Below are 18047 nucleotides of genomic sequence, written 5' to 3' on the forward strand. Positions count from 1 at the left end.
CGCGTCGCCGCCGAACACCTGCCTACACCGGGTGGAAGTTGAGCCGTTCCTTGACCACCGGGTACCCGGCCTTGGCGAAGTTCGCGGCCATGGGGAAGTTCCCCTGGTCCGTGGCCGCGGCGACGAACTCCGCGCCCTGTTCGACCAGGAAGCGGGTGCACTCGACCAGGAGGTCGTAGGCGTAGCCGCGGCCCCGCTGGTCCGGCAGGACCCCGATGAAGCCGATGCAGGGGCCCGACGGGTTGTGGGCCGGGATGTGGATGCCGGCCGGCTCGCCCTCCGGGGTGTAGGCGACCTGCCACCATGCGCGTGGCGAGGGGCACCAGTGGAAGAAGTCGAGTTCCTCCTGGGCCGCCCGGTCGAGTCCGCCCTCCTCGATGGCCTTCAGCGCGTGCGCGTCCAGGGTGACGGCGTGGATCCGGCGCAGCGCGTCGAAGAACACGGCGTCGTCCGGTTCGGGGCGGAACACCAGGCGGCCGGGGCGTTCGGGCAGGCCGTGCTCGGGGGTCCAGCGGTACTGCAGGCGTTCGACCAGGAGCTCGTAGCCTGCGTTTCGTGCGGCGGTGAAGCGGGTCTCGGCGGCGGTGCGCAGGGCCGGGGTGTCGCGCCAGCCGACGGGCAGGTTCAGTTCGAGTTCCACCTGCCAGGGCGCGGTGCGCAGGAGTGCGGCGCCCGCTTCCTCCTCGCCTTCCGCCACGTCGAACCAGTTGAGGCTGAGGGGCTCGGTGTCGTCGGGTCCGCCCCACCAGGCACCGCGGGCGACGACCTCGCCGTCGCGCAGGGCCACCCGCTTCCAGTCGGGGCGGTGCAGGGTCCGCTGGTGCACCTCACGGGCGCCCAGCGGGTCGGGCAGGGTGTCGAAGAGTTCGGCGTCGCTCGCGTCGAGCGCGCGGATGACCACGTCGGTCATGGACTTCCTCCGGGAAGCGTGCTGCGAGGAGCGCTCCCGGTCAGGTCGGTCGAGACACGCCGGGGACGGGGAGCAGGGAGCGCTGGAACGGTGTGAACTGCACGGCTCTGCCCTCCTTCCACGGGTCTCGGGGCGTGGCGCGCCACACGCTACGGGGCCACCGGCGGACCGTCCACCGAATTATCGGCTCGGCTCGAGTGGCCCCCGGGCCTGACCGACGACGACGCCCGGCCGGGGCTCGCGCCCTTGCGGCCGGCCGTGGGGCGTCCGTGCGGGCCCGGCGTGCGGCGCCCGGTCGGGCGTAGCAGCGTGGTGGTGTGAGCAGTGTGCGCGGCCGGCTGTCGCGCCGGGACCGGGACCGGCGCGGCTGGCTGCGCGGCGCGCCCCCGCCGGGCTGGGCGCGGGTGCTGCCGTCCGCGCTGCTGGCGGGGGTGTGCGCGGCGGAGCTGATCAGTCCGGAGCCGCTCGACATCGGCTTTCTGCTGGGTGCCATCCCGCCGCTGGCCGTGCTCGCGCACGGGCCGGTGGCGACGGCCGTGCTGGGCGCTCTGGTGGTGGTCGTGCTGACCATCCCGGTCTTCAGCCTGAACGACCCGGGCAGCACCGATTTACTGACCGTGTGCTTCGTGGCGGTGCTGAGTGTGCTGCTGTCGTTCGTCCGCAGTCGGCGTGACGCGCAGCTGGTCACCGAAAGGGCTGTCGCCGAGGCCGCGCAGCGGGCCGTCGTGCCGCCGCTGCGGGAGCGGGTCGGGCCGGTGCGGTGTGCGGGGCTGTACCGGGCCGCGCAGAGCGGGACGCTGGTCGGGGGCGACTTCTTCGACGTACGGGCGGGTCCCTACGGCGTCCGGGCGGTCATGGGCGATGTCCAGGGACACGGTCTCTCGGCCGTCGCCACGGTCGCGTCGCTGCTGGGGGCGTTCCGGGAGGCGGTGCTGGACCAGCCGGATCCGGCGGCGGTGGCGGCCCGGCTCGACCGGAGGCTGGTGGTGGACTCGGCGGGAGTGCCGCACGCCGAGTTGTTCGCGACGGCGGTGCTGCTCGGTTTCTCCGCCGACGCCGGGGTGGTGCGGATCGTGGCGTGCGGGCAGGCGGGGCCGCTGCTGCTGCGCGACGGGCGGGCCATGGAGCTGGACATCGAGCCGTGCACACCGCTCGGTCTCGGACTCGCCGACGCGGCTCCGCCCCGGGTGGTCTCGGTGCGGCTGCGCGCCGGTGACCTGCTCTTCCTGGCGTCCGACGGGGTCACCGAGGCCAGGGACGCCGACGGGGTCTTCTACCCGCTGGCCGAGCGGCTGCCGGGCTTCGCCGGGGAGGAGCCGGCCGCCCTGGCCGAGCGGGTGTGGGCCGACCTCGTACGGCACTGCCCGGACGTGCGGGACGACGTCACGATGCTCGTGCTCGCGCCCCGTCCGCAGGCCGGGCCCTGACGGCGGCCGACAGCGGCCCGCGAAACAGCGCGGGCCGCCGCCGGCGGGCCGTACGACCGGTGGATCAGTCCTCGATCGAGCACTTGTTGCCGATGGCGGGGTTGAACGCGCCGATGAAGTTGACCGAGTTGCCGCAGATATTGGCATCGATGTCGATGGGGATCTGTACGACGTTGCCGGAAAGGACGCCGGGGCTGCCGACGGCGATGGCCTCGGCCTCCGCGTCGGCGCTGGCCGTACCGGCACAGGCCAGCAGGGCGGCGCAGGCCAGGCCGAACGCGGCGGTCATACGTGTGCGCATGGGAGAGCTCCTGTCATTCGGTGGGGACACGTGTCTCCACCGTCGCCCGGGGTGCGGCGCCGCGACATCGGTGGGCGTCCGAACGGGGACAGGGGTTTCTCCGGGCCGGAACCACGCCCTCCGGATGCACGCCGCGCTCCCGCGGGGAATGGTGATAGCGGACCCGTTTTTCAGCACCGGGGCCGCCCCCAGCGATCCGGACCCTAGGAGCAGAGAACATGTCGACGTCACAGCCCCCCGCGTCCCGGCCGCCCGAGGACCGCGCCACCCCGGACCGCCTGCTCCACGCCCGCACCGGCACCGACGTGTCGCCGGAGGACCTCGTCCTCGCTTCGGGCAAGGACCTCACCCCGCACAACCTCGAATGGGCCAAGCGCAAGCTGGCGGCCGAGGGGCCCGCCGCGCTCGAGAAGCTGCTTCCGTAACCGACGGCCCCCTCGGCGGACGCCGAGGGGGCCGACTTGGGGCCGCTGGCGGTTCACGCCCTGTCGTCGTCCCCGGGCAGGGTGCTGTCGTCCTCCACCACGTGCACGGCGGCCTCCTCCGCGCCGGCCGCTCCGCCGTCGATGCCGATGTCGGTCGCGACGGTCTCCCTCGTGGTGTCGGCGTGGGCTCCCTCGTCCGGGGCGACCAGACGGCCGGCACGGGCGGTGCCCGCCTGCGGGTCCACCGGTTCGCCGTCGCTGTCGGGGCTGTCGCCCACGCCGTCCCCGGCCGGCTCGGCCGACACGTCGGGGACCTCCTGGGACAGCCGCTCGTCGAGGGTCTCGCCCTCGTGCTGCTCGGCGGCGGTGGTGCCCGTCTTGGTGACTCCGAGCGGCTTCTCCGGCGGGGAGTAGCCCTCGTCGAGAGTGTCGTCGTAGGTCCGCTCACCGACGGCGTCCTGCAGATCCAGCGGCGCGGCGTCCGCCTGCTCCTCGTTGGTCCCGGTGGGCTGGTACGCGTCGTCCGCCATCGGTTCGGGGCGCATGGGTTGCGTGCCCATCACTTCTGCCTCCCTGTCGCTGCGTCGACTCGTCGGTCTCATGTGCCCGTTCCGCGTTTCCCGATACGCGGGCTCTAACCTCGGCGGCCGGCACCCTGTCCCGCGGCGGGCGCGGGTGCGACGCGGACGTCCAGGTCCGAGATCCGGTGGACGGGCCAGGCGCGGGCGTAGCGGGGCGGGGTGCCGCCGGCCGGTGCGATGTGGGCGACCGGGAGACGGTCGGCGGTGCGCAGGACGGCGCCCGGGGTGGTGTTCTCGTTGTTGCCGGAGGTCGCGCCCGAGGAGCAGCCGGTGTAGTAGCCGATCGGGATGGCCTCGTGGCCGGTGAGCAGACAGGGCGGGCGGACGCCGAGCCGGTGCAGCGCGGTGGCGGTGCGGTCCCAGTCGCGGCGGTTTTCGGTGTTGCGGGACACGGCGCCGTTCAGGACGGCGAGCTGTGCCGCCAGATGCCCGGCCAGGCCGAGCGCGACCAGGGTCGCGGCCACCGGGCGCCACTTCCCGCCCGGGGCCTTGACCAGGTGCCACAGGGCGTCGGCGACCGGGAGCGCGAGCAGGGCGTAGGTGGGGGTGAGGAAGCGGGGCGCCGCGTAGCCGATCATGAAGAGGTACGGCAGGGCGGCCGTGGCGGCGCAGGCCAGCGGGACGAGGGTCCGTCCCAGGCGCCGGGCCCGGGCCGCGACGAGCAGTCCGAGGCCGGCCAGTACGGGCAGGACGAACCACCAGATGACGACCAGGGGGTTGGGCATCGGCCCGGTGCACGGCCGGCACAGGGCCCGGCCGCCCAGGCTGCGGAGCTGGTCGTCGACGGCGATGTGCCAGCCGAGACCGCCCTGGATGCGGGAGGCTTCCGCCAGGCGCTCCCCCAGACCGCCGTAGCCCACGTACGCCTCGATCACCCACGGGACGGCGCCCGCGGCGAGGCCCGCCAGGAGGGTGAGGAGCAGGCGCCGATGGCGGCGCACCAGCGCGAGGACGAGCAGCGGCACGGTGACGTAGACCGCGTCGGTGGGCCGCATCCACGCCATGAGCGCGGCGCCGGCGGCGACGCCCCACAGGGCCGCTCGGGCGGAAGGTTCCCGCCGGGCTCGCAGGAAGCAGCCCACGCAGATCAGGGCTCCGATCGCGACCCAGTAGTTGGGCATGGCCTGCGGGCCGTAGAAGAGGGTGACCCACAGGGAGGCGAAGAGGGCGCCGCCGACGACCAGGACACGGGTCGGGAACAGCCCCCGCCAGGCGCGCAGGGCCAGGTAGAGGGCGAGGCCGGACAGCAAGGCGAGGTAGACGCGCAGCAGCGGCACGGATGTCGACCAGGACGCCACGGGCGCCACGAGCAGCGAGACGCCCCGGGAGCGCGGTGCGCTGAAGAAGGCCGCGGGGGTGTGGGGGGTAACCTGGCTGACGTAGACGATCTCGTCCCAGCCGAGACCCAGGACGGGCTGGACCAGGGCGAGTTGGGCCAGCGCGAAGACGACCGCCACCGCGGCGAGCGCCCGGTTCCCCCGGACCCCGAGGGGCGCGCCCGGCCCGGCCGTCGGTTCGCGTCTTCGCCTGCGAACCAGGATGGCGCTCGAGCCGATGGTCATGTTCCGCCCCTTGCCCTTGTGTCACATAAACTGACAAACACGGAAAAACTAACCCGCGGTGTGAGGGAACGCAGGGCGGAATACGGCCAAGTGCCTGACGCGAAGTGAACGTCAGTGGGCGTGCGGGGCATGGTGCGGGTGATGGAGCATCAGAGACGACGCCGTCAAGGTCGAAGGGGCAGGCCTGGATGGCTTTGGCCCGGGCGCCGGGTGACACACTCTGCGGTGTGCCGCTCACCTTCGACGACCTCGTCCACCGTGCCCGCGCCCTCTCCCGAGGCGGCCGGCGCACGATCCTCGGTATCGCGGGCAGCCCCGGCGCGGGCAAGTCGACGCTCGCCGAGCACCTGGTGCGGGAACTGAACGGATCCGGCGAACCCTGGGTCGCGCACGTCCCCATGGACGGCTTCCACCTCGCCGACACCGAACTGGAGCGGCTCGGCCGCAGAGACCGCAAGGGCGCGCCCGACACGTTCGACGCGGCCGGGTACGCGGCCCTGCTGGGGCGGCTGCGGGAGGGGACGGACGACGAGGTGGTGTACGCGCCCGGCTTCGAGCGCGTCCTGGAGCAGCCGCTCGCGGGGGCGATCCCGGTGCCGCCGACGGCCCGGCTCGTCGTCACCGAGGGCAATTACCTGCTCCTGGAAACCGGCGCCTGGGCCCGGGTCCGCCACGGGCTCGACGAGGTGTGGTTCTGCGAACTCCCCGAGCGGGAGCGCGTCCGCCGACTCATCGCTCGTCACGAGCAGTTCGGCAAGTCCCACGAGGGGGCGGTCGCGTGGGTGTCGCGCTCGGACCAGCCCAACGCCGAACTGGTCGCCACGACCCGGGCACGGGCCGACCTGGTGGTGCCGGAGTCGGCGCTGCCGCGTGTGGAGACGTGACCATGGGTTTGGACATCACGGTGCTGGCGGTCGACTGGGAGCGGCTCGAGCGGACGCCGTTCGAGGAGAGGTACGCGCGGCTCACCGACGCCGCCGCGCCCGACGACGACCTCGACTGGGACGCGGACCTTCAGGAGGGCTGGGTGTGGCCGGCCGCGTCGAACGTCCCGTGGTGCGGCCGGTATGAGTTCCACAGCACCAGCGGCTCCTACAAGCCCCACTTCTGGGCTGGGCAGGCATGGGAGGACATACGGAGGCACGCGGCCCCGGAGCCGCGTGAGCACTTGGACGGCTTCCTGCGGGAACTGATCTGGGACGAAGGAACCGAGGACGATACGGTCTCCGCCCTGTTTGCCGGGGACCCCACCCCTTGGCGCCCCCGGCTGCTGCTCGCCTGCCCGCCACCGACCGTCTCCACCCTGGCCGGCCACTGGGCACGAGTCGAGCCCATGCTGGAAAGCCTGCGCGAGCCCTTCCGCGTGCATCCCACACGCCCCGGTCGGTGGATCGAGAACTTCGACGAGTTCTCGGTGCTGCTGCGCGAGTGGGGCGTGGTGGTCACCGAGACCGAACGGCGGGGGTGGGGTCTGGTCGGCCTGCCCCTGTGATGCCGGGGCCGGGCCGGTGGGCGCGCAGTGCGACGGTCAGGGTGTGCGGGCCGAGTCCGCCGATGTAGACGCGGTTCCCGGTCGTCGCGTCGGTGCCGCCCACCACGGTGTAGTCCTGCCCCGGGTCGTACCGCAGTACGTCGCTCCGCTCCGGCCCGGCCAGCGGTTCGCCCGCCTCGACGTCGGCCTCGATCCGGATCTCGTCGTCACCGACCCGGTAGGTCATCGGCCCGGTCGTCAGGCACCAGCGCCCGTCGCCGAGCGGTACGGCGCCCTCCGGCACTCCACCGGGCCGGAAGGTCAGTTCGAGGGCCCAGGGCACCCGTGGTCCGCTGATGTCGATCCGCAGGTCGGCGCCGTCGTCCCTCAGGTCCACCTCGACGCGGGTCGTGTGCGAGACCTCGTCCCGGGGCCGCTCCGGGAAGGCCATCGCGGCCGAGAAGCGTCCCTCGTCCGCCATCCGGTAGGCGGCGTCGTCCCGGCGCAGGTCCGGCGGCAGCGGCTGGTAGTAGGCGGCCGTGAGGGTTTCGGTGAGCCGATACCGGTGGTCGGCGGGCTGTTCCATGCCGGCGGCGCGGAACGGGCCCAGGTCGAAGAATCCCCGCGAGAGGCGGACCGCGTCGAGGACCGCGTCACCGGCGAACAGGCGCAGGAAGGTGGGGTTGCAGGCGAGGCCCGAGCGGATGCGCCGGTGCTCGGGCACGTCGGAGCCGCCGTACACCACCGTGTGCGCGGTGGCCGAGGCGCGGGCGGCGAGGCGCGCGGTGGTGAGGTACCGGTCGCGCGGGAGTGTCTCCGCGTCCGGTTCCGGCAGCACGCGGCACAGGTCCGGGGTGAGGAGGGTCTCGGCGAGCAGGTCGGGGTCGTCGATGCCGCCGGCGGCCGCCAGCCGTGCCGCCCGGGCGAAGTCGCCCCGGCCGGTGCGGATCGCGAGCAGCCGATAGTGCGGCAGGTAGGGCGCCAGCGGGAACGGGTGCTTCTGGTCCTGCCGTCGCGAGAGGACGGTCTCCACCGTGCCGTCCGGCCTGATCAGGTCCAGGGTGGTGGCGAGATTGCGTTCGACGGCGTCCAGCAGGTCGGTGCGGCCGAGCACCTCGGCCAGGAGCAGCAGCGACGGGTTGGACACATGGGCCGCGTAGTTGGCGCTGCGTTCCGAGTACAGGCCCTCCGCGTCGATGTCGACGCCTTCGGAGAGCCACTCCTCGATGCGGGCGAGCAGCCGGTCGTCGGGGAACGACCGGTGCAGCCGGGCAAGCGCCGCGGACAGCTCCCAGCGGTGGTTCGGGGTGTGCACCCCGCCGGTCAGGAGGCTGCCGGAGGCGGCGCCGGCGATCTCGGCGAGCGCCGCCGTCACGTCGTGCAGTTCCGGCCCCGCGCCCGCGGCGAGGACGTGCGCGTCGCACACGTCGTTGACGGTGAACCCGGAGTCCGGCGGTGACTGCACGTTGTCGCCGCCGGCGAAGAGGCCGGTCGATGTCTGCGTGGCCCGCAGGGCGCGGAGGTGGGTCGTCGCCGCCGCGACGGCCCCTCCGCTGCCGTGCAGTGCCGAGTCCGGGGACCGGTACGCCGCGACGAGGGTCTTCACCCGGCGCGCCAGAGCGCGGTGGGGCAGACCGGCGGGTTCCTCGTCGGGGTCGGCCGCCAGGGGGGCGACCGACCGGTCGGCGGCGCGGGCCGCCGCGCGGACGAACTCGTGGTCGAGCGGGGTGGGCAAGGTCAGTCCTTCAGTCCGGCGTTGATGTCGGCGTTCATGACGTAGCGCTGGAACACCAGGAAGACGACGATCAGCGGGATCATGGAGATGACCGATCCGCCGAGCACCACCGACCAGTTGATGTTCTGCGCCCCGACGAGGCTCTGGATGCCGATCTGCACGGTGAACTTCTCGGGGTCGTTGAGCATCAGCAGCGGCCAGATGTAGTCGTTCCACCGCCACTGGAACGACAGGATGGCGAGCGTCAGCATGATGGGCCGGGAGATCGGCACCATGATCCGCAGGAAGATCGACAGTTCACGGGCGCCGTCGATGCGGGCGGCCTCGATGAGCTCGTCGGGGACCGTCAGGAAGAACTGGCGGAACATGAAGCAGCCGGTCGCGGTGAGCACGGCCGGGAGGATGATGCCGGCGAGCGAGTTGTAGAGGCCGAGGTCGCGGACCACCAGGAACTGCGGGGCGAGCATGACCTCGCCCGGCAGCATCGTGGTGGCCAGGATGCCGACGAAGAAGACCTTGAGCCACTTGTTGTCGTACTTGGCCAGCGCGTACCCGGTGCAGCAGCTCACTCCCACCGTGAGGATCGTCGCGATCACACACACGATGGTCGAGTTGATGAAGTACTGGGAGAAGTTGGCGCTGTCCCACGCCGCCTTGTATCCCGACACGGTGGGGTCGTGCGGGAACAGCGTCAGCGGAAGGGAGAACAGGTCTCCGGCCGGTTTGAAGGAGCTGAGGACGAACCACAGCACCGGCAACCCGTAGAGGGCCGCCAGGACCCACAGCAGTGTCGTCGCGGGAATCGCGCGCCGAAGCCCACCACCGGCCGCGCTACCGGGCCGCTTCCTGGAAACAGCCCGTCCGTGCGCGGAGTCGACCTTGCGTGGCATGTCTGTGGTTGTCATCGGTTCTCCACCCGCCGGTTGACCATCAGCTGGATGATCGCGACGGCCATCAGGATGAGCATGAGCACGAACGACGCGGCGCTCGCGTAGCCGATCTGGCCCGATTTGAAGCCGGTCTGGTAGATGTACTGGACCAGCAGGTTGTTCGACGTTCCGGGTCCGCCGTTGTTGAGGGAGGCGAACAGCGGATATTCCTTCATCCCGTGGATCGTGTTGAGCAGGATGACGATGAAGGAGGTGGGCGCGATGCTCGGCAGTGTGATGCTGACGAACTGGCGCCAAGGACCGGCGCCGTCGAGCGCGGCCGCCTCGTAGTACGACGTCGGTACGTTCTTGATCGCCGCGATGAACAGCAGCATCGAGAAGCCCGTCCAGGCCCAGGACGCGGCCACCACCACCACGATCAGCGACAGGTCCGCGTTCGACTGCCACGGCACGGCGCTGCCGCCGACCTTCTCGATGAGGTAGTTGACCAGTCCGAAGTTCTCACCGAACAGCCACCGCCACAGGACACCCACGACGATGGGCGACAGCAGCCACGGGATGAAGAAGAAGACGCGGGCGACCGACACGCCCTTGGCGTGCTTGCTCACCAGCACGTTGGCGATGAGCAGCGAGAGCACGAAGTTCAGCGGAACGAAGAGCACGGTGTACAGCAGCGTCCGGGTCAGCGCGTCGAAGAAGATGGAGTCCCCGAACAGGGTGCTGTAGTTGTCCAGTCCGACGAACTGGAACGCCCCTACGCCCGTGTAGTTCGTGAAGGAGTAGACGAGCCCGATCACCGCCGGCCATATGAAGAACAGCGCGAAGAGCACGACGCTGGCCGCGATGAGGACGAGCGGCGCGAGGGTGTACTTACTGCGTCTCCTGGGCGGGCTCACGGACACGTCCGAGGCGCTTTTGGTCATCTTCCTGACTCCGTGCTGGTGAAGGGGGTTCCGGTGGGCTCAGACCACTCAGACCATGAGCCCGGCATCACGGGGGCCCGAGGCCGGGCGGCGGAGTCTCGACCCCGCCGCCCTGGCCCGTCGGCCTGCGCTCAGCCGCCGACCTGCTGGTTGTAGCCGGCCACGATGTTGTCCAGCGCCTTGTCGACCGACTGCTGGCCGTTGATCGCCTTGCCGAGCTCCGTCTTGGTCGGGTCCTCGGTGAGGCTCTTGCCCTTCAGCACCCAGTTCGTCTGCGCGGTGTTGAAGTAGCCGGAGATCGGGGCGTACAGCGGGATCGACTCGTTGTACAGCTTGAACGCCGCCTGCGCCGCCTCGGACTTGAAGGGGTACTTCGGGCTCAGACCGCTCTCGACGGGCAGGAACCCGGACGCCTCGCACAGCGCCTGGTAGTGGGCCGGCTCGTACAGCCAGGACAGGAACTTCGTCGCGGCGTCGGCCGCGGCGGCGTTGTTGTTGAAGCCCACCGTCATGCCGCCGCTGTTGACGTCACTGGCCTGCACCGGCTCGGCGGGAGTCGGGACGCTCGCCCAGTCGAACTTCTTGATGCTCTCCGCGAAGGCGGGCACCTGCCACACGCCGGACCAGTAGGCGACCACGTCACCGCTCTGGAACATGGCCGACGGGTCGGCGCCGCTGGTCCACACCGACTTCGGCATGGTCTTGTCGTCGTTCATCTCGACGAAGGTCTTCACGGCCTTCTTGGTCGCGGCGTCCACCGAGAACTTGCCGGAGGAGTCCGCGTGGACGTACTTCCCGCCGAGCTCGTACACCATGGCGCGGAGCCGGGAGGGCGACTGGTCGAACGTGAGGGAGTACTTGGCGCCGGTCTTCTCCCGGACCTTGTTCGCCGCCTTGATGAATTCGGTCCAGGTCCAGGTCTTCTCAGGCGAGGCCGGGACGGAGACGCCGGCCTTCTTGAACAGCGTCTCGTTGATGAACAGGCCGGACGCGGTGATGTCCGAGGGGATGGACAGCACCTTCCCGGACGAGTCCTTGGCGATGAAGTTCTTGTTGATCTTGTTGCTCTTCTTGTTGGCGATGGAGCCGAGGTCGATCAGCTTGTTCGCCCAGATCGGGTCCAGCTTCGGCACCGCCGCCACGTCGGGCAGGGAGTTCGCCTGCGCGGCGTTGCGCAGCTTCGCGTCGTAACCGTCGTAGGGGATGTTGACGAGGTTGACCTTGACGCCGGTTTCCTTCTTGTACTGCGCCACCATCTTCTTCCAGCCCGCGTCCTGGCCCGGAACCGTGGAGATCCAGAACGTCAGCGACTTGGAGGTCCCGCCCGAGTCGGATTCCGACCCGCAGGCGGAGAGCAGGAGGGCGCCCGCCGTCGCCACGGCAGCGAGGGGAACAACGCGGCGTATGCCACCGCGGCCGATTCGGCGAGAGCGCCGCACACCCAGACTGGTCATCTTCAGTCCCTTTTCGTCGTAGCGGAAGAAGCACGGCGCCAGCCGAGGCGGCACGGGTGCATTTTGCAGGAAATTTCGCTTTCCGGGGGCACGGCCTCGCCCGGCCGCGACGCCTTGACGGGTGGGGTCCCCGGCCATGTCGGCCGACGTCGCACGAGCACGCCCTCGTGCGGCTGCCGTACTTCGCGTACGGACGGGAGGCTCACCCGGAGTCGGCGTCCCGGCCGACTCAGAAAGCGCTTGTCCGGACATTGGCAGACCGATGGCGCAGCCGTCAATGCTTCGCCAGCACCGCTCCGGTCACGGTTTGAATTCCATGTGCGACCGCCAGCTTGGCGGCGCCCGCGACCGTGCCGGTGTCCCCCACCACGCTGTTGACCACCTCGGTGGGCCAGCTCAGCCGGGCCAGCTCGGCCCGCACACCGGGCAGGAGCTGCGGATCGGCGCCGGTGGCTCCGCCCAGCACGATCAGCCCGGGGTCCATGACGGCGACGACGGCGGCGGCGAGCCGGCCCACGTCGGTGGCGTGCGCGTCGAGGACGGCACGGGCCGTGGCGTGCCCCTGCGCGGAGAGGGCGAGGAGCCGCTCGGCGGTGCGCGGGCGGGGGCCGTCGGTGTCCTGCCAGGTCTCGGCCGCCCGGCGGAGCAGGGTGCGCGAGCCCATGCGCTGCTCCAGGCCTTCGTAGTGCGGGGCGCGGCTGTCGTCCCAGGGGTAGGGCAGCCGGGCCACCTCGCCGGCGGCGCCGTTCGCACCGCGCAGGACCCGGCCGCCGATGACGACGGCGAGACCGATGCCGACGCCGATGCGCAGATAGCCGAAGGTGTCGCGGCCGACGGCGGCGCCCTCGTGCAGTTCGGCGAGCGCGGCGCAGTTGACGTTGTTCTCCAGGTGGACGGGCACACCCTCAGGCAGGGCGACGGCCATGGCGTCGAATACGGGTCCGGCCTTGGCGGTGGCGGGGCGTTCCCCGGCGCCCTCCCCGTCGCGCGTGGTGACGTCGCCGACGGCCGCGACGACGGCCCGCAGCGGGGCACCTGCGGGCAGTGCGCCGAGGACCTTGCGGACGGTGCCGGCGGCTTCCCGGCGGGAGCCGGTGTCCTCCGCGAGAAGGGTGCCGTCCAGGGCGCAGCCGCGCACCCGGGTCCTGGCCGGGCCCAGGTCGACCGCGAGCACGGCCCCGGCGGCCGGGCCGAGCCGGTAGACGGCGGCGCTGCGGCCGGTGCCGCCGGAGGCCCGCCCGGAGTGGGCGGCCAGCTCCGCCGCCTCGAGCTCGGCGACGGCGGCGGAGACGGTCGGCTTGGAAAGGCCCGCACCGGCCGCGAGCTGGGGGCGGGTGGCCGTGCCCGCCTCGGCCAGTACGTCGAACACCACACGGGCACTCTCACTCAGGTGCATGGTCTCCCCAGATCGTGCTGCGGCCGTGCCGGCCGGTCGCGAGGGTGGCGCGGCATCGGGTCTTCCGTGCCTCTTGACGCACCATACTTCGTTAGTTAACTTCCTAACGAACTTCACGGTACTCGCCTGCCGTGGTCGGCAGAAGCCCGTCCCGGGGCTTCCCTACCTCTTCAACTGCCGTGGTCCGACGGGTAGTTCGCCTGCGTCCGTCATGACCGCGCAACGACGAAAGAGGACCCGTGCAGGACTCCACTCCTTACGCGGTCGGTATCGATGTGGGCGGCACCAAGACACAGCTCCGCGCCCTCTCGGGCGGTGGCGTCGTCGTCGACCTCGTCCGCAGCAGTACGGGCTGGCGACCGCACGACCCCGGGGCCGCCGCCGACCGGCTGGCCGCTCTGATCCACGACGCCCTTCCGGCCGGCGCACATCCGTCCGCCGTCGCCGTGGGCGCTCACGCCTGCGAGACACCACGCCAGTGCGAAGCGATCCGGGCCGCGCTCCACGAGCGGCTGGGGGCGCCCGTCCTGGTGGTGGGCGATGCCGAACTGCTCGTCCCGGCCGCGGGGCTGGACAAGGGCGTCGGTCTGGTCGCCGGTACCGGTTCGGTGGCGGTGGGGCGGTTGCCCGACGGCGGTCCGGTCCAGGTCGGCGGCTGGGGTGCCGTACTCGGTGACGAGGGCGGCGCGGCCGGACTCGTCCGCGAGGCCGCGCGGGCCGTCTGGGCGGCGCACGACCGCGGCGAGGGGCCCGACGCGCTGGCCGCCGGGCTGATCACCGCCTTCGAGGTGGCCGAGGTGCCCGCGCTCGGCGCGGCACTGGAGGCCGCCGCGGACGTCTCCGCCGAGTGGGGCCGCCACTCCCCCGTGGTGTTCGCCGCCGCCGAGGCGGGCTCGCCGCTCGCCCGGGCCGTGATCGCCGAGGGCGGCCGGGCGCTGGCCGCGCTCGTCGTACGGCTCGCCCGGCGCGGGGTCGCGGTGGACGACGTGGTGGTGGCGGGCGGCATGGTGCTCGCTCAGCCCGCGCTGTACACGGCGTTCGTCTCCGCGCTCACCGAAGTCCTGCCCGGGGCCCGGCCGCACCCCCTGCGTGTGCCGCCGGTCGAGGGCGCCTTGGCGCTGGCCCGTTCACTCCTGTGAGCCGGACGGCCGCCGTTCACATCCCGGACACCGGCCCGTGGCCGTTCCCTCTCCGAAGGGTCACAACACGGCCGTAGATCTTCGCTCGTACGCAACAGGTGCCACAGAAGTCGCCAGAGGCACCCCGAGTCGCACACTCCGCACCGCCCCCGGCCGTACGGCCGATGCACCCGTCGCAGAACTCAAGAGAGGCGCACCCATGCCGTCATCAGCCGGGCACCGCAGCACCGCAACCGTCGACCGACGGGGCTTCCTCAAGACCTCCCTCGGGGCCTCGGCGGGCCTGCTCGCCGCACCGGCCTTCGCCACCTGGCTCACCGCAGCCGACGCGAAGGCCGCCACCGGTCCCGCCGCGTTCGTCGACGACTACAAGTCGAACGTCACGACGAACCTGACCCCCGAGACCAACGCGGTCGTCCGGATCCTGGGCGGCATGTCGAAGGTGTGGAAGACCGGCGGCACCTGGGACACCGGCCGGGTCCTGGACGGCGAGGTGCTGCGCGCCAACATGCGCTACTGCGCCCGGATCACGCAGGCCCGCACCGAGGCCCAGGCCAAGGAGGCCTTCCTCTACGACCGCCAGCACCAGAGCTACGCCATGATCGCCGCGCTGGGCCCGCTGGCCGAGCTGTACAAGGCGGGTGCCAAGGCCGTCACGTCGATCACCGGTGCCCCGGACGGCACGCCCGCCGGAAAGATCAACGACGCGGTGCCCGCCGACGCCCCGGCCGGTTCCGCGCTCGGCGCCGGCTCCTACGACTCGGAGCTCGGCAAGGTGGCCAAGCTGGTCGACACGGTGCGCGGGCCGTTCGCCTCGGGCAACCCGGGCAAGTTCGCCTTCCAGTACCCGCGTCCCTGGCGGATGAACGAGGACAGCGAGGTCGTCGACACCGGGAAGAAGGACGCGCTCGGCTACCCGGTGTACGACTCGGAGGTGGTCGTCGCCACGCAGCTGCTGCGTCAGCGCGCCGAGGAGCCCAAGGAGGACGGCGGTTTCCCGAGCGGCCACACCAACGCCTTCCACCTGGCCGGACTGGCCTACGCGTACGCGGTGCCCGAGCGCTTCCAGGAGCTCGTGACGCGCGCCTTCGAGCTGAGCCACACCCGGATCATGTCGGGCATGCACTCCACGGTCGATGTCATCGGCGGCCGGATCATGGCCACCGCCCTGACCGCGGCGACGCTGGCCGACCCGGCGAACGCGGAGCTCAAGGCCGCGGCCCGCGCCCAGGCCCTCGCCTACTTCACGCAGCAGACGGGCACGACGCCGGACACGCTGTACGCCCACGCGCACCCGGACGCCGGTGACGCCTACGCCGACCGCGAGGCCAACGCCCGTGCGATCGAGCCCCGGTTGACGTACGTCCTGACCCGCCACGGCCGCAAGGACCCGCTCACGGTGCCCAAGGGCGCGGAGGTCCTGCTGGAGACCCGGCTGCCCTATCTGGACGCGGCCCAGCGGCGCGAGGTGCTGCGCACGACCGCGCTGCCCTCCGGGTACGTCCTGCTGGACGGCTTCGAGCAGTGGGGCCGGCTGAACCTGTTCGCGGCGGCGGACGGGTACGGCTCCTTCGACCGCGACGTCACCGTGACGCTGGACGCGGCGGCCGGCGGCTTCCACGCGGCCGACCGCTGGCGCAACGACATCGAGGGCGACGGCGGACTCACCAAGCGCGGCACCGGCACGCTCACCCTCACGGGCCACAACCGCTACCACGGCGGGACCGTCGTCGAGAACGGCGTGCTGGTCGCCGCCTCCCCCAACGCCCTCGGCGAGGGCGACGTCCGGGTCGCCGGCGGCACACTCCGCGCGGACAAGGTCCTGCGGGTGCGCGGCTCCTACGTCCAGGAGGGCGAGTCGACGCTGGAGCTGCTGCTCCGCAAGAACCACGGCCCGGCGCTCACGGTGAGCCGGCGGGTCCTGCTGGGCCGGGACAGCGTGCTGTCGCTGCGGCTCGACACCGAGCGCCCGCCGGTCGCGGGGACGACCGTCCCGGTGCTGTCCGCTCCGGCGCTGCGCGGCGGGTTCGCCCGCGTCGAGCTGGACTCCGACACGCTGCGGGCCGTGCCCGTGCACACGTCTCAGGGCCTGTCGGTGCGACTCGTGCGGCGGTAGCGCCGTGCGCGGCGGGGGCTGATGCAGAGTTGGGTCCATGTGGGACCTCCGGATCGCTCCCGCCGTTCCCCGGCCGGTGCCGTTCCCTCCCCCGGCACCGGCCGGGGCCGCGCGGCGGCCCGGCCGCCGGTGGTGGGTGCCGCTCCTGGTGGTCGTGCTGCTCGCGCAGATGGCCTTCGCGATGGTCACGACCGCCGTGCGGCAGACCCCGACCATCGACGAACCGGTGTACGTGGGCGCGGCAGCCGAGTACACACAGGAGCACCGGCTGCGCCGCAACCCCGAGCATCCGCCGCTCGGCAAGCTGCTCATCGGCGCCGGGGTGACGCTCGCGGATCCCCACCTCGACCCCTCCTTCAGCGGCGACCAGGGCGAGCTGGGGCGGCACCTGCTCTACGAGTCGGGCAACGATCCCTGGCGGCTGATGCTCTGGGCCCGGCTTCCCGTGATCGCGCTGACGCTGCTGTTCGGTCTGGTCGTGCTCGCCTTCGCCCGTGAACTGGCCGGGACCGCAGGGGCGTTGACCGCACTCGCGTTGTACTGCTTCTCCCCCGATGTCATCGCCCACGGTTCACTCGCCACGCTCGACGTGCCGGCCGCGGGGTTCGTGCTGACGTCGGCGTGGCTGCTGTGGCGGGCCCGCCACAGGCCCCGGCTGTACGTGCCGCTCGCCGGGGTGGCGCTGGGGGCGGCCCTGGCGACGAGGATAAGCACACTGCCTGCCGTACCGGTGCTGATGGCGCTGGGCGCCGTATCGGTGTGGCACGCGTCGGCGGGCGGCCGGGGCCGGATGCTGCTGAGGGCGGTGGCGGGCGCGGGGGTGGTGGCGCTGGCCGCGGTCGCGGTCGTGTGGGCCACGTATCTGATGGTCGATCCGCGGCTGCGCTGGGACCCCGAGCAGCAGGTGCCGCACGTACGAGGGGTGCGGGGGCTGCTGGTCGAGATGCTGCCGTTCCCTGAGGCGTACCGGGACGGGATGCGGATCCAGTTCGGCCTGGAGAACCGGCCGTGGCAGGGGTTTCTGTTCGGCCGGCTGTACTCGGGCTCGCTCTGGTACTACCTGCCGGCCGCGCTGCTGGTGAAGACACCGCTGGGGATGCTCGGCCTGTGGGTCTGCGGTGCGGTGGTGGTGATCGCGGTGCGACGGCTGCGGCCCGCGGCGCCGTACGTGCTGGCCGCTCCCGTGGTGCTGTTGCTGGCCTCCATGCAGGGGGCACGGGACTTCGGGACCCGGTACGCCGTCTTCCTGCCGCTGTTTCTCGCGGTGGGGGCGGGCTGCGTTCTCGTGGTGCGACGGCTGTGGGTCTCCGGTGCGGTGGGGGCGCTGGTGGTGTTCGTCGCCGTCAGTTCGGTGCGTACGTTTCCCTGCTATCTGCCGTACTCCAACGAGGCGTTCGGCGGGCCGGGCCGGACACGGGAGCTGCTGCACGACTCCAATGTGGACTGGGGGCAGGATCTCGGGCGGCTCGCGGAGCGGTTGCGGGAGGAGCGGTACGCGGGTGAGCGGGTGTGGCTCGTGTACAAGGGCAGTGGGGTGCCGGCCGCCTACGGCGTCGAGGCCGGGGATCCGCGTGCGGTGCCCGTCGATGAGGTCCGGGGGTTGCTGGTGGTGTCCGACTCGGCTGCCGCGAAGGCGACGGGGCGGCTGGCCGGGTTGATCCGCAGCAGCCGCCCCGTTGACGATGTCGGGCACTCGATCACGATCTATCGCCGTTGA

At 72.0% G+C, this 18047-nt stretch carries 16 protein-coding genes; 7 read left to right on the forward strand and 9 right to left on the reverse strand.

The genetic code is table 11. The annotated features are described in order from the left end of the window. Window positions 1-22: 22 nt before the first annotated feature. Window positions 23-910 (reverse strand): GNAT family N-acetyltransferase, encoded by an 888-nt coding sequence (locus KJK29_RS01340; protein WP_215116731.1) that lies wholly within the window; start codon window positions 908-910, stop codon window positions 23-25. A 317-nt stretch (window positions 911-1227) separates the two neighbouring features. On the opposite strand from KJK29_RS01340, the gene KJK29_RS01345 reads away from it, so the two are divergent. Beyond that, on the forward strand, window positions 1228-2337 hold the full coding sequence (locus tag KJK29_RS01345) for a PP2C family protein-serine/threonine phosphatase (protein WP_251057669.1): 1110 nt from the start codon (window positions 1228-1230) through the stop codon (window positions 2335-2337). A 64-nt stretch (window positions 2338-2401) separates the two neighbouring features. On the opposite strand, the gene KJK29_RS01350 is transcribed toward KJK29_RS01345, so the two are convergent. Next, window positions 2402-2638 (reverse strand): chaplin, encoded by a 237-nt coding sequence (locus KJK29_RS01350; RefSeq protein WP_215116732.1) that lies wholly within the window; start codon window positions 2636-2638, stop codon window positions 2402-2404. A 218-nt stretch (window positions 2639-2856) separates the two neighbouring features. Between KJK29_RS01350 and KJK29_RS01355 the strand changes: the two genes are divergently transcribed. Beyond that, the gene (locus KJK29_RS01355; protein WP_215116733.1) at window positions 2857-3063 is read left to right on the forward strand and encodes a hypothetical protein; all 207 of its coding nucleotides are present in this window, start codon (window positions 2857-2859) and stop codon (window positions 3061-3063) included. Between the two features lie 53 nt (window positions 3064-3116). Here KJK29_RS01355 and KJK29_RS01360 read toward each other — a convergent pair whose 3' ends face one another. Together KJK29_RS01360 and KJK29_RS01365 are read right to left on the reverse strand one after the other, a co-directional pair. Further along, window positions 3117-3608 carry a DUF5709 domain-containing protein gene (locus KJK29_RS01360; protein WP_215124104.1) on the reverse strand — a complete coding sequence of 164 codons (492 nt, stop codon included), beginning with the start codon at window positions 3606-3608 and terminating at the stop codon, window positions 3117-3119. Between the two features lie 89 nt (window positions 3609-3697). Further along, entirely contained in the window at window positions 3698-5206 is a 1509-nt protein-coding gene (locus tag KJK29_RS01365; protein WP_215116734.1) for a hypothetical protein, read from the reverse strand. A 227-nt stretch (window positions 5207-5433) separates the two neighbouring features. On the opposite strand from KJK29_RS01365, the gene KJK29_RS01370 reads away from it, so the two are divergent. Both KJK29_RS01370 and KJK29_RS01375 read left to right on the forward strand, forming a co-directional pair. Next, the gene (locus tag KJK29_RS01370; protein ID WP_215124105.1) at window positions 5434-6090 is read left to right on the forward strand and encodes a nucleoside/nucleotide kinase family protein; all 657 of its coding nucleotides are present in this window, start codon (window positions 5434-5436) and stop codon (window positions 6088-6090) included. Window positions 6091-6092: 2 nt separating this feature from the next. After that, window positions 6093-6698 carry a hypothetical protein gene (locus KJK29_RS01375; protein WP_215116735.1) on the forward strand — a complete coding sequence of 202 codons (606 nt, stop codon included), beginning with the start codon at window positions 6093-6095 and terminating at the stop codon, window positions 6696-6698. Here the strand turns inward: KJK29_RS01375 and KJK29_RS01380 are convergent. The 5 genes from KJK29_RS01380 to KJK29_RS01400 all read right to left on the reverse strand — a co-directional run bounded on the left by KJK29_RS01380 (window position 6649) and on the right by KJK29_RS01400 (window position 13075). Next, on the reverse strand, window positions 6649-8412 hold the full coding sequence (locus KJK29_RS01380; protein ID WP_215116736.1) for a hypothetical protein: 1764 nt from the start codon (window positions 8410-8412) through the stop codon (window positions 6649-6651). The two genes, KJK29_RS01375 and KJK29_RS01380, sit on opposite strands and share 50 nt — an antisense overlap. A 2-nt stretch (window positions 8413-8414) precedes the next feature. Then, window positions 8415-9317: a carbohydrate ABC transporter permease gene (locus KJK29_RS01385; RefSeq protein WP_215116737.1), complete on the reverse strand. Its 903-nt coding sequence runs from the start codon at window positions 9315-9317 to the stop codon at window positions 8415-8417. After that, the gene (locus KJK29_RS01390) at window positions 9314-10225 is read right to left on the reverse strand and encodes a carbohydrate ABC transporter permease (protein ID WP_215116738.1); all 912 of its coding nucleotides are present in this window, start codon (window positions 10223-10225) and stop codon (window positions 9314-9316) included. Before KJK29_RS01390 ends, KJK29_RS01385 begins: the two co-directional genes overlap by 4 nt. 131 nt (window positions 10226-10356) lie before the next feature. Next, on the reverse strand, window positions 10357-11679 hold the full coding sequence (locus KJK29_RS01395; RefSeq protein WP_215116739.1) for an ABC transporter substrate-binding protein: 1323 nt from the start codon (window positions 11677-11679) through the stop codon (window positions 10357-10359). 274 nt (window positions 11680-11953) lie between these two features. Continuing rightward, window positions 11954-13075, reverse strand: a complete 1122-nt coding sequence (locus KJK29_RS01400; RefSeq protein WP_215116740.1) for an ROK family protein — start codon at window positions 13073-13075, stop codon at window positions 11954-11956. Between the two features lie 239 nt (window positions 13076-13314). On the opposite strand from KJK29_RS01400, the gene KJK29_RS01405 reads away from it, so the two are divergent. The 3 genes from KJK29_RS01405 (at window position 13315) to KJK29_RS01415 (ending at window position 18047) form a co-directional block, all read left to right on the forward strand. Beyond that, a complete protein-coding gene (locus tag KJK29_RS01405) occupies window positions 13315-14214 on the forward strand; it encodes an N-acetylglucosamine kinase (RefSeq protein ID WP_215116741.1) in 900 nt (299 codons plus the stop codon). 199 nt (window positions 14215-14413) lie between these two features. Next, on the forward strand, window positions 14414-16330 hold the full coding sequence (locus KJK29_RS01410; protein WP_215116742.1) for a phosphatase PAP2 family protein: 1917 nt from the start codon (window positions 14414-14416) through the stop codon (window positions 16328-16330). Between the two features lie 37 nt (window positions 16331-16367). Next, window positions 16368-18047: a phospholipid carrier-dependent glycosyltransferase gene (locus KJK29_RS01415; protein ID WP_215116743.1), complete on the forward strand. Its 1680-nt coding sequence runs from the start codon at window positions 16368-16370 to the stop codon at window positions 18045-18047.

Origin of the sequence: Streptomyces koelreuteriae (assembly GCF_018604545.1) — a bacterium.
Taxonomy (GTDB): domain Bacteria; phylum Actinomycetota; class Actinomycetes; order Streptomycetales; family Streptomycetaceae; genus Streptomyces; species Streptomyces koelreuteriae.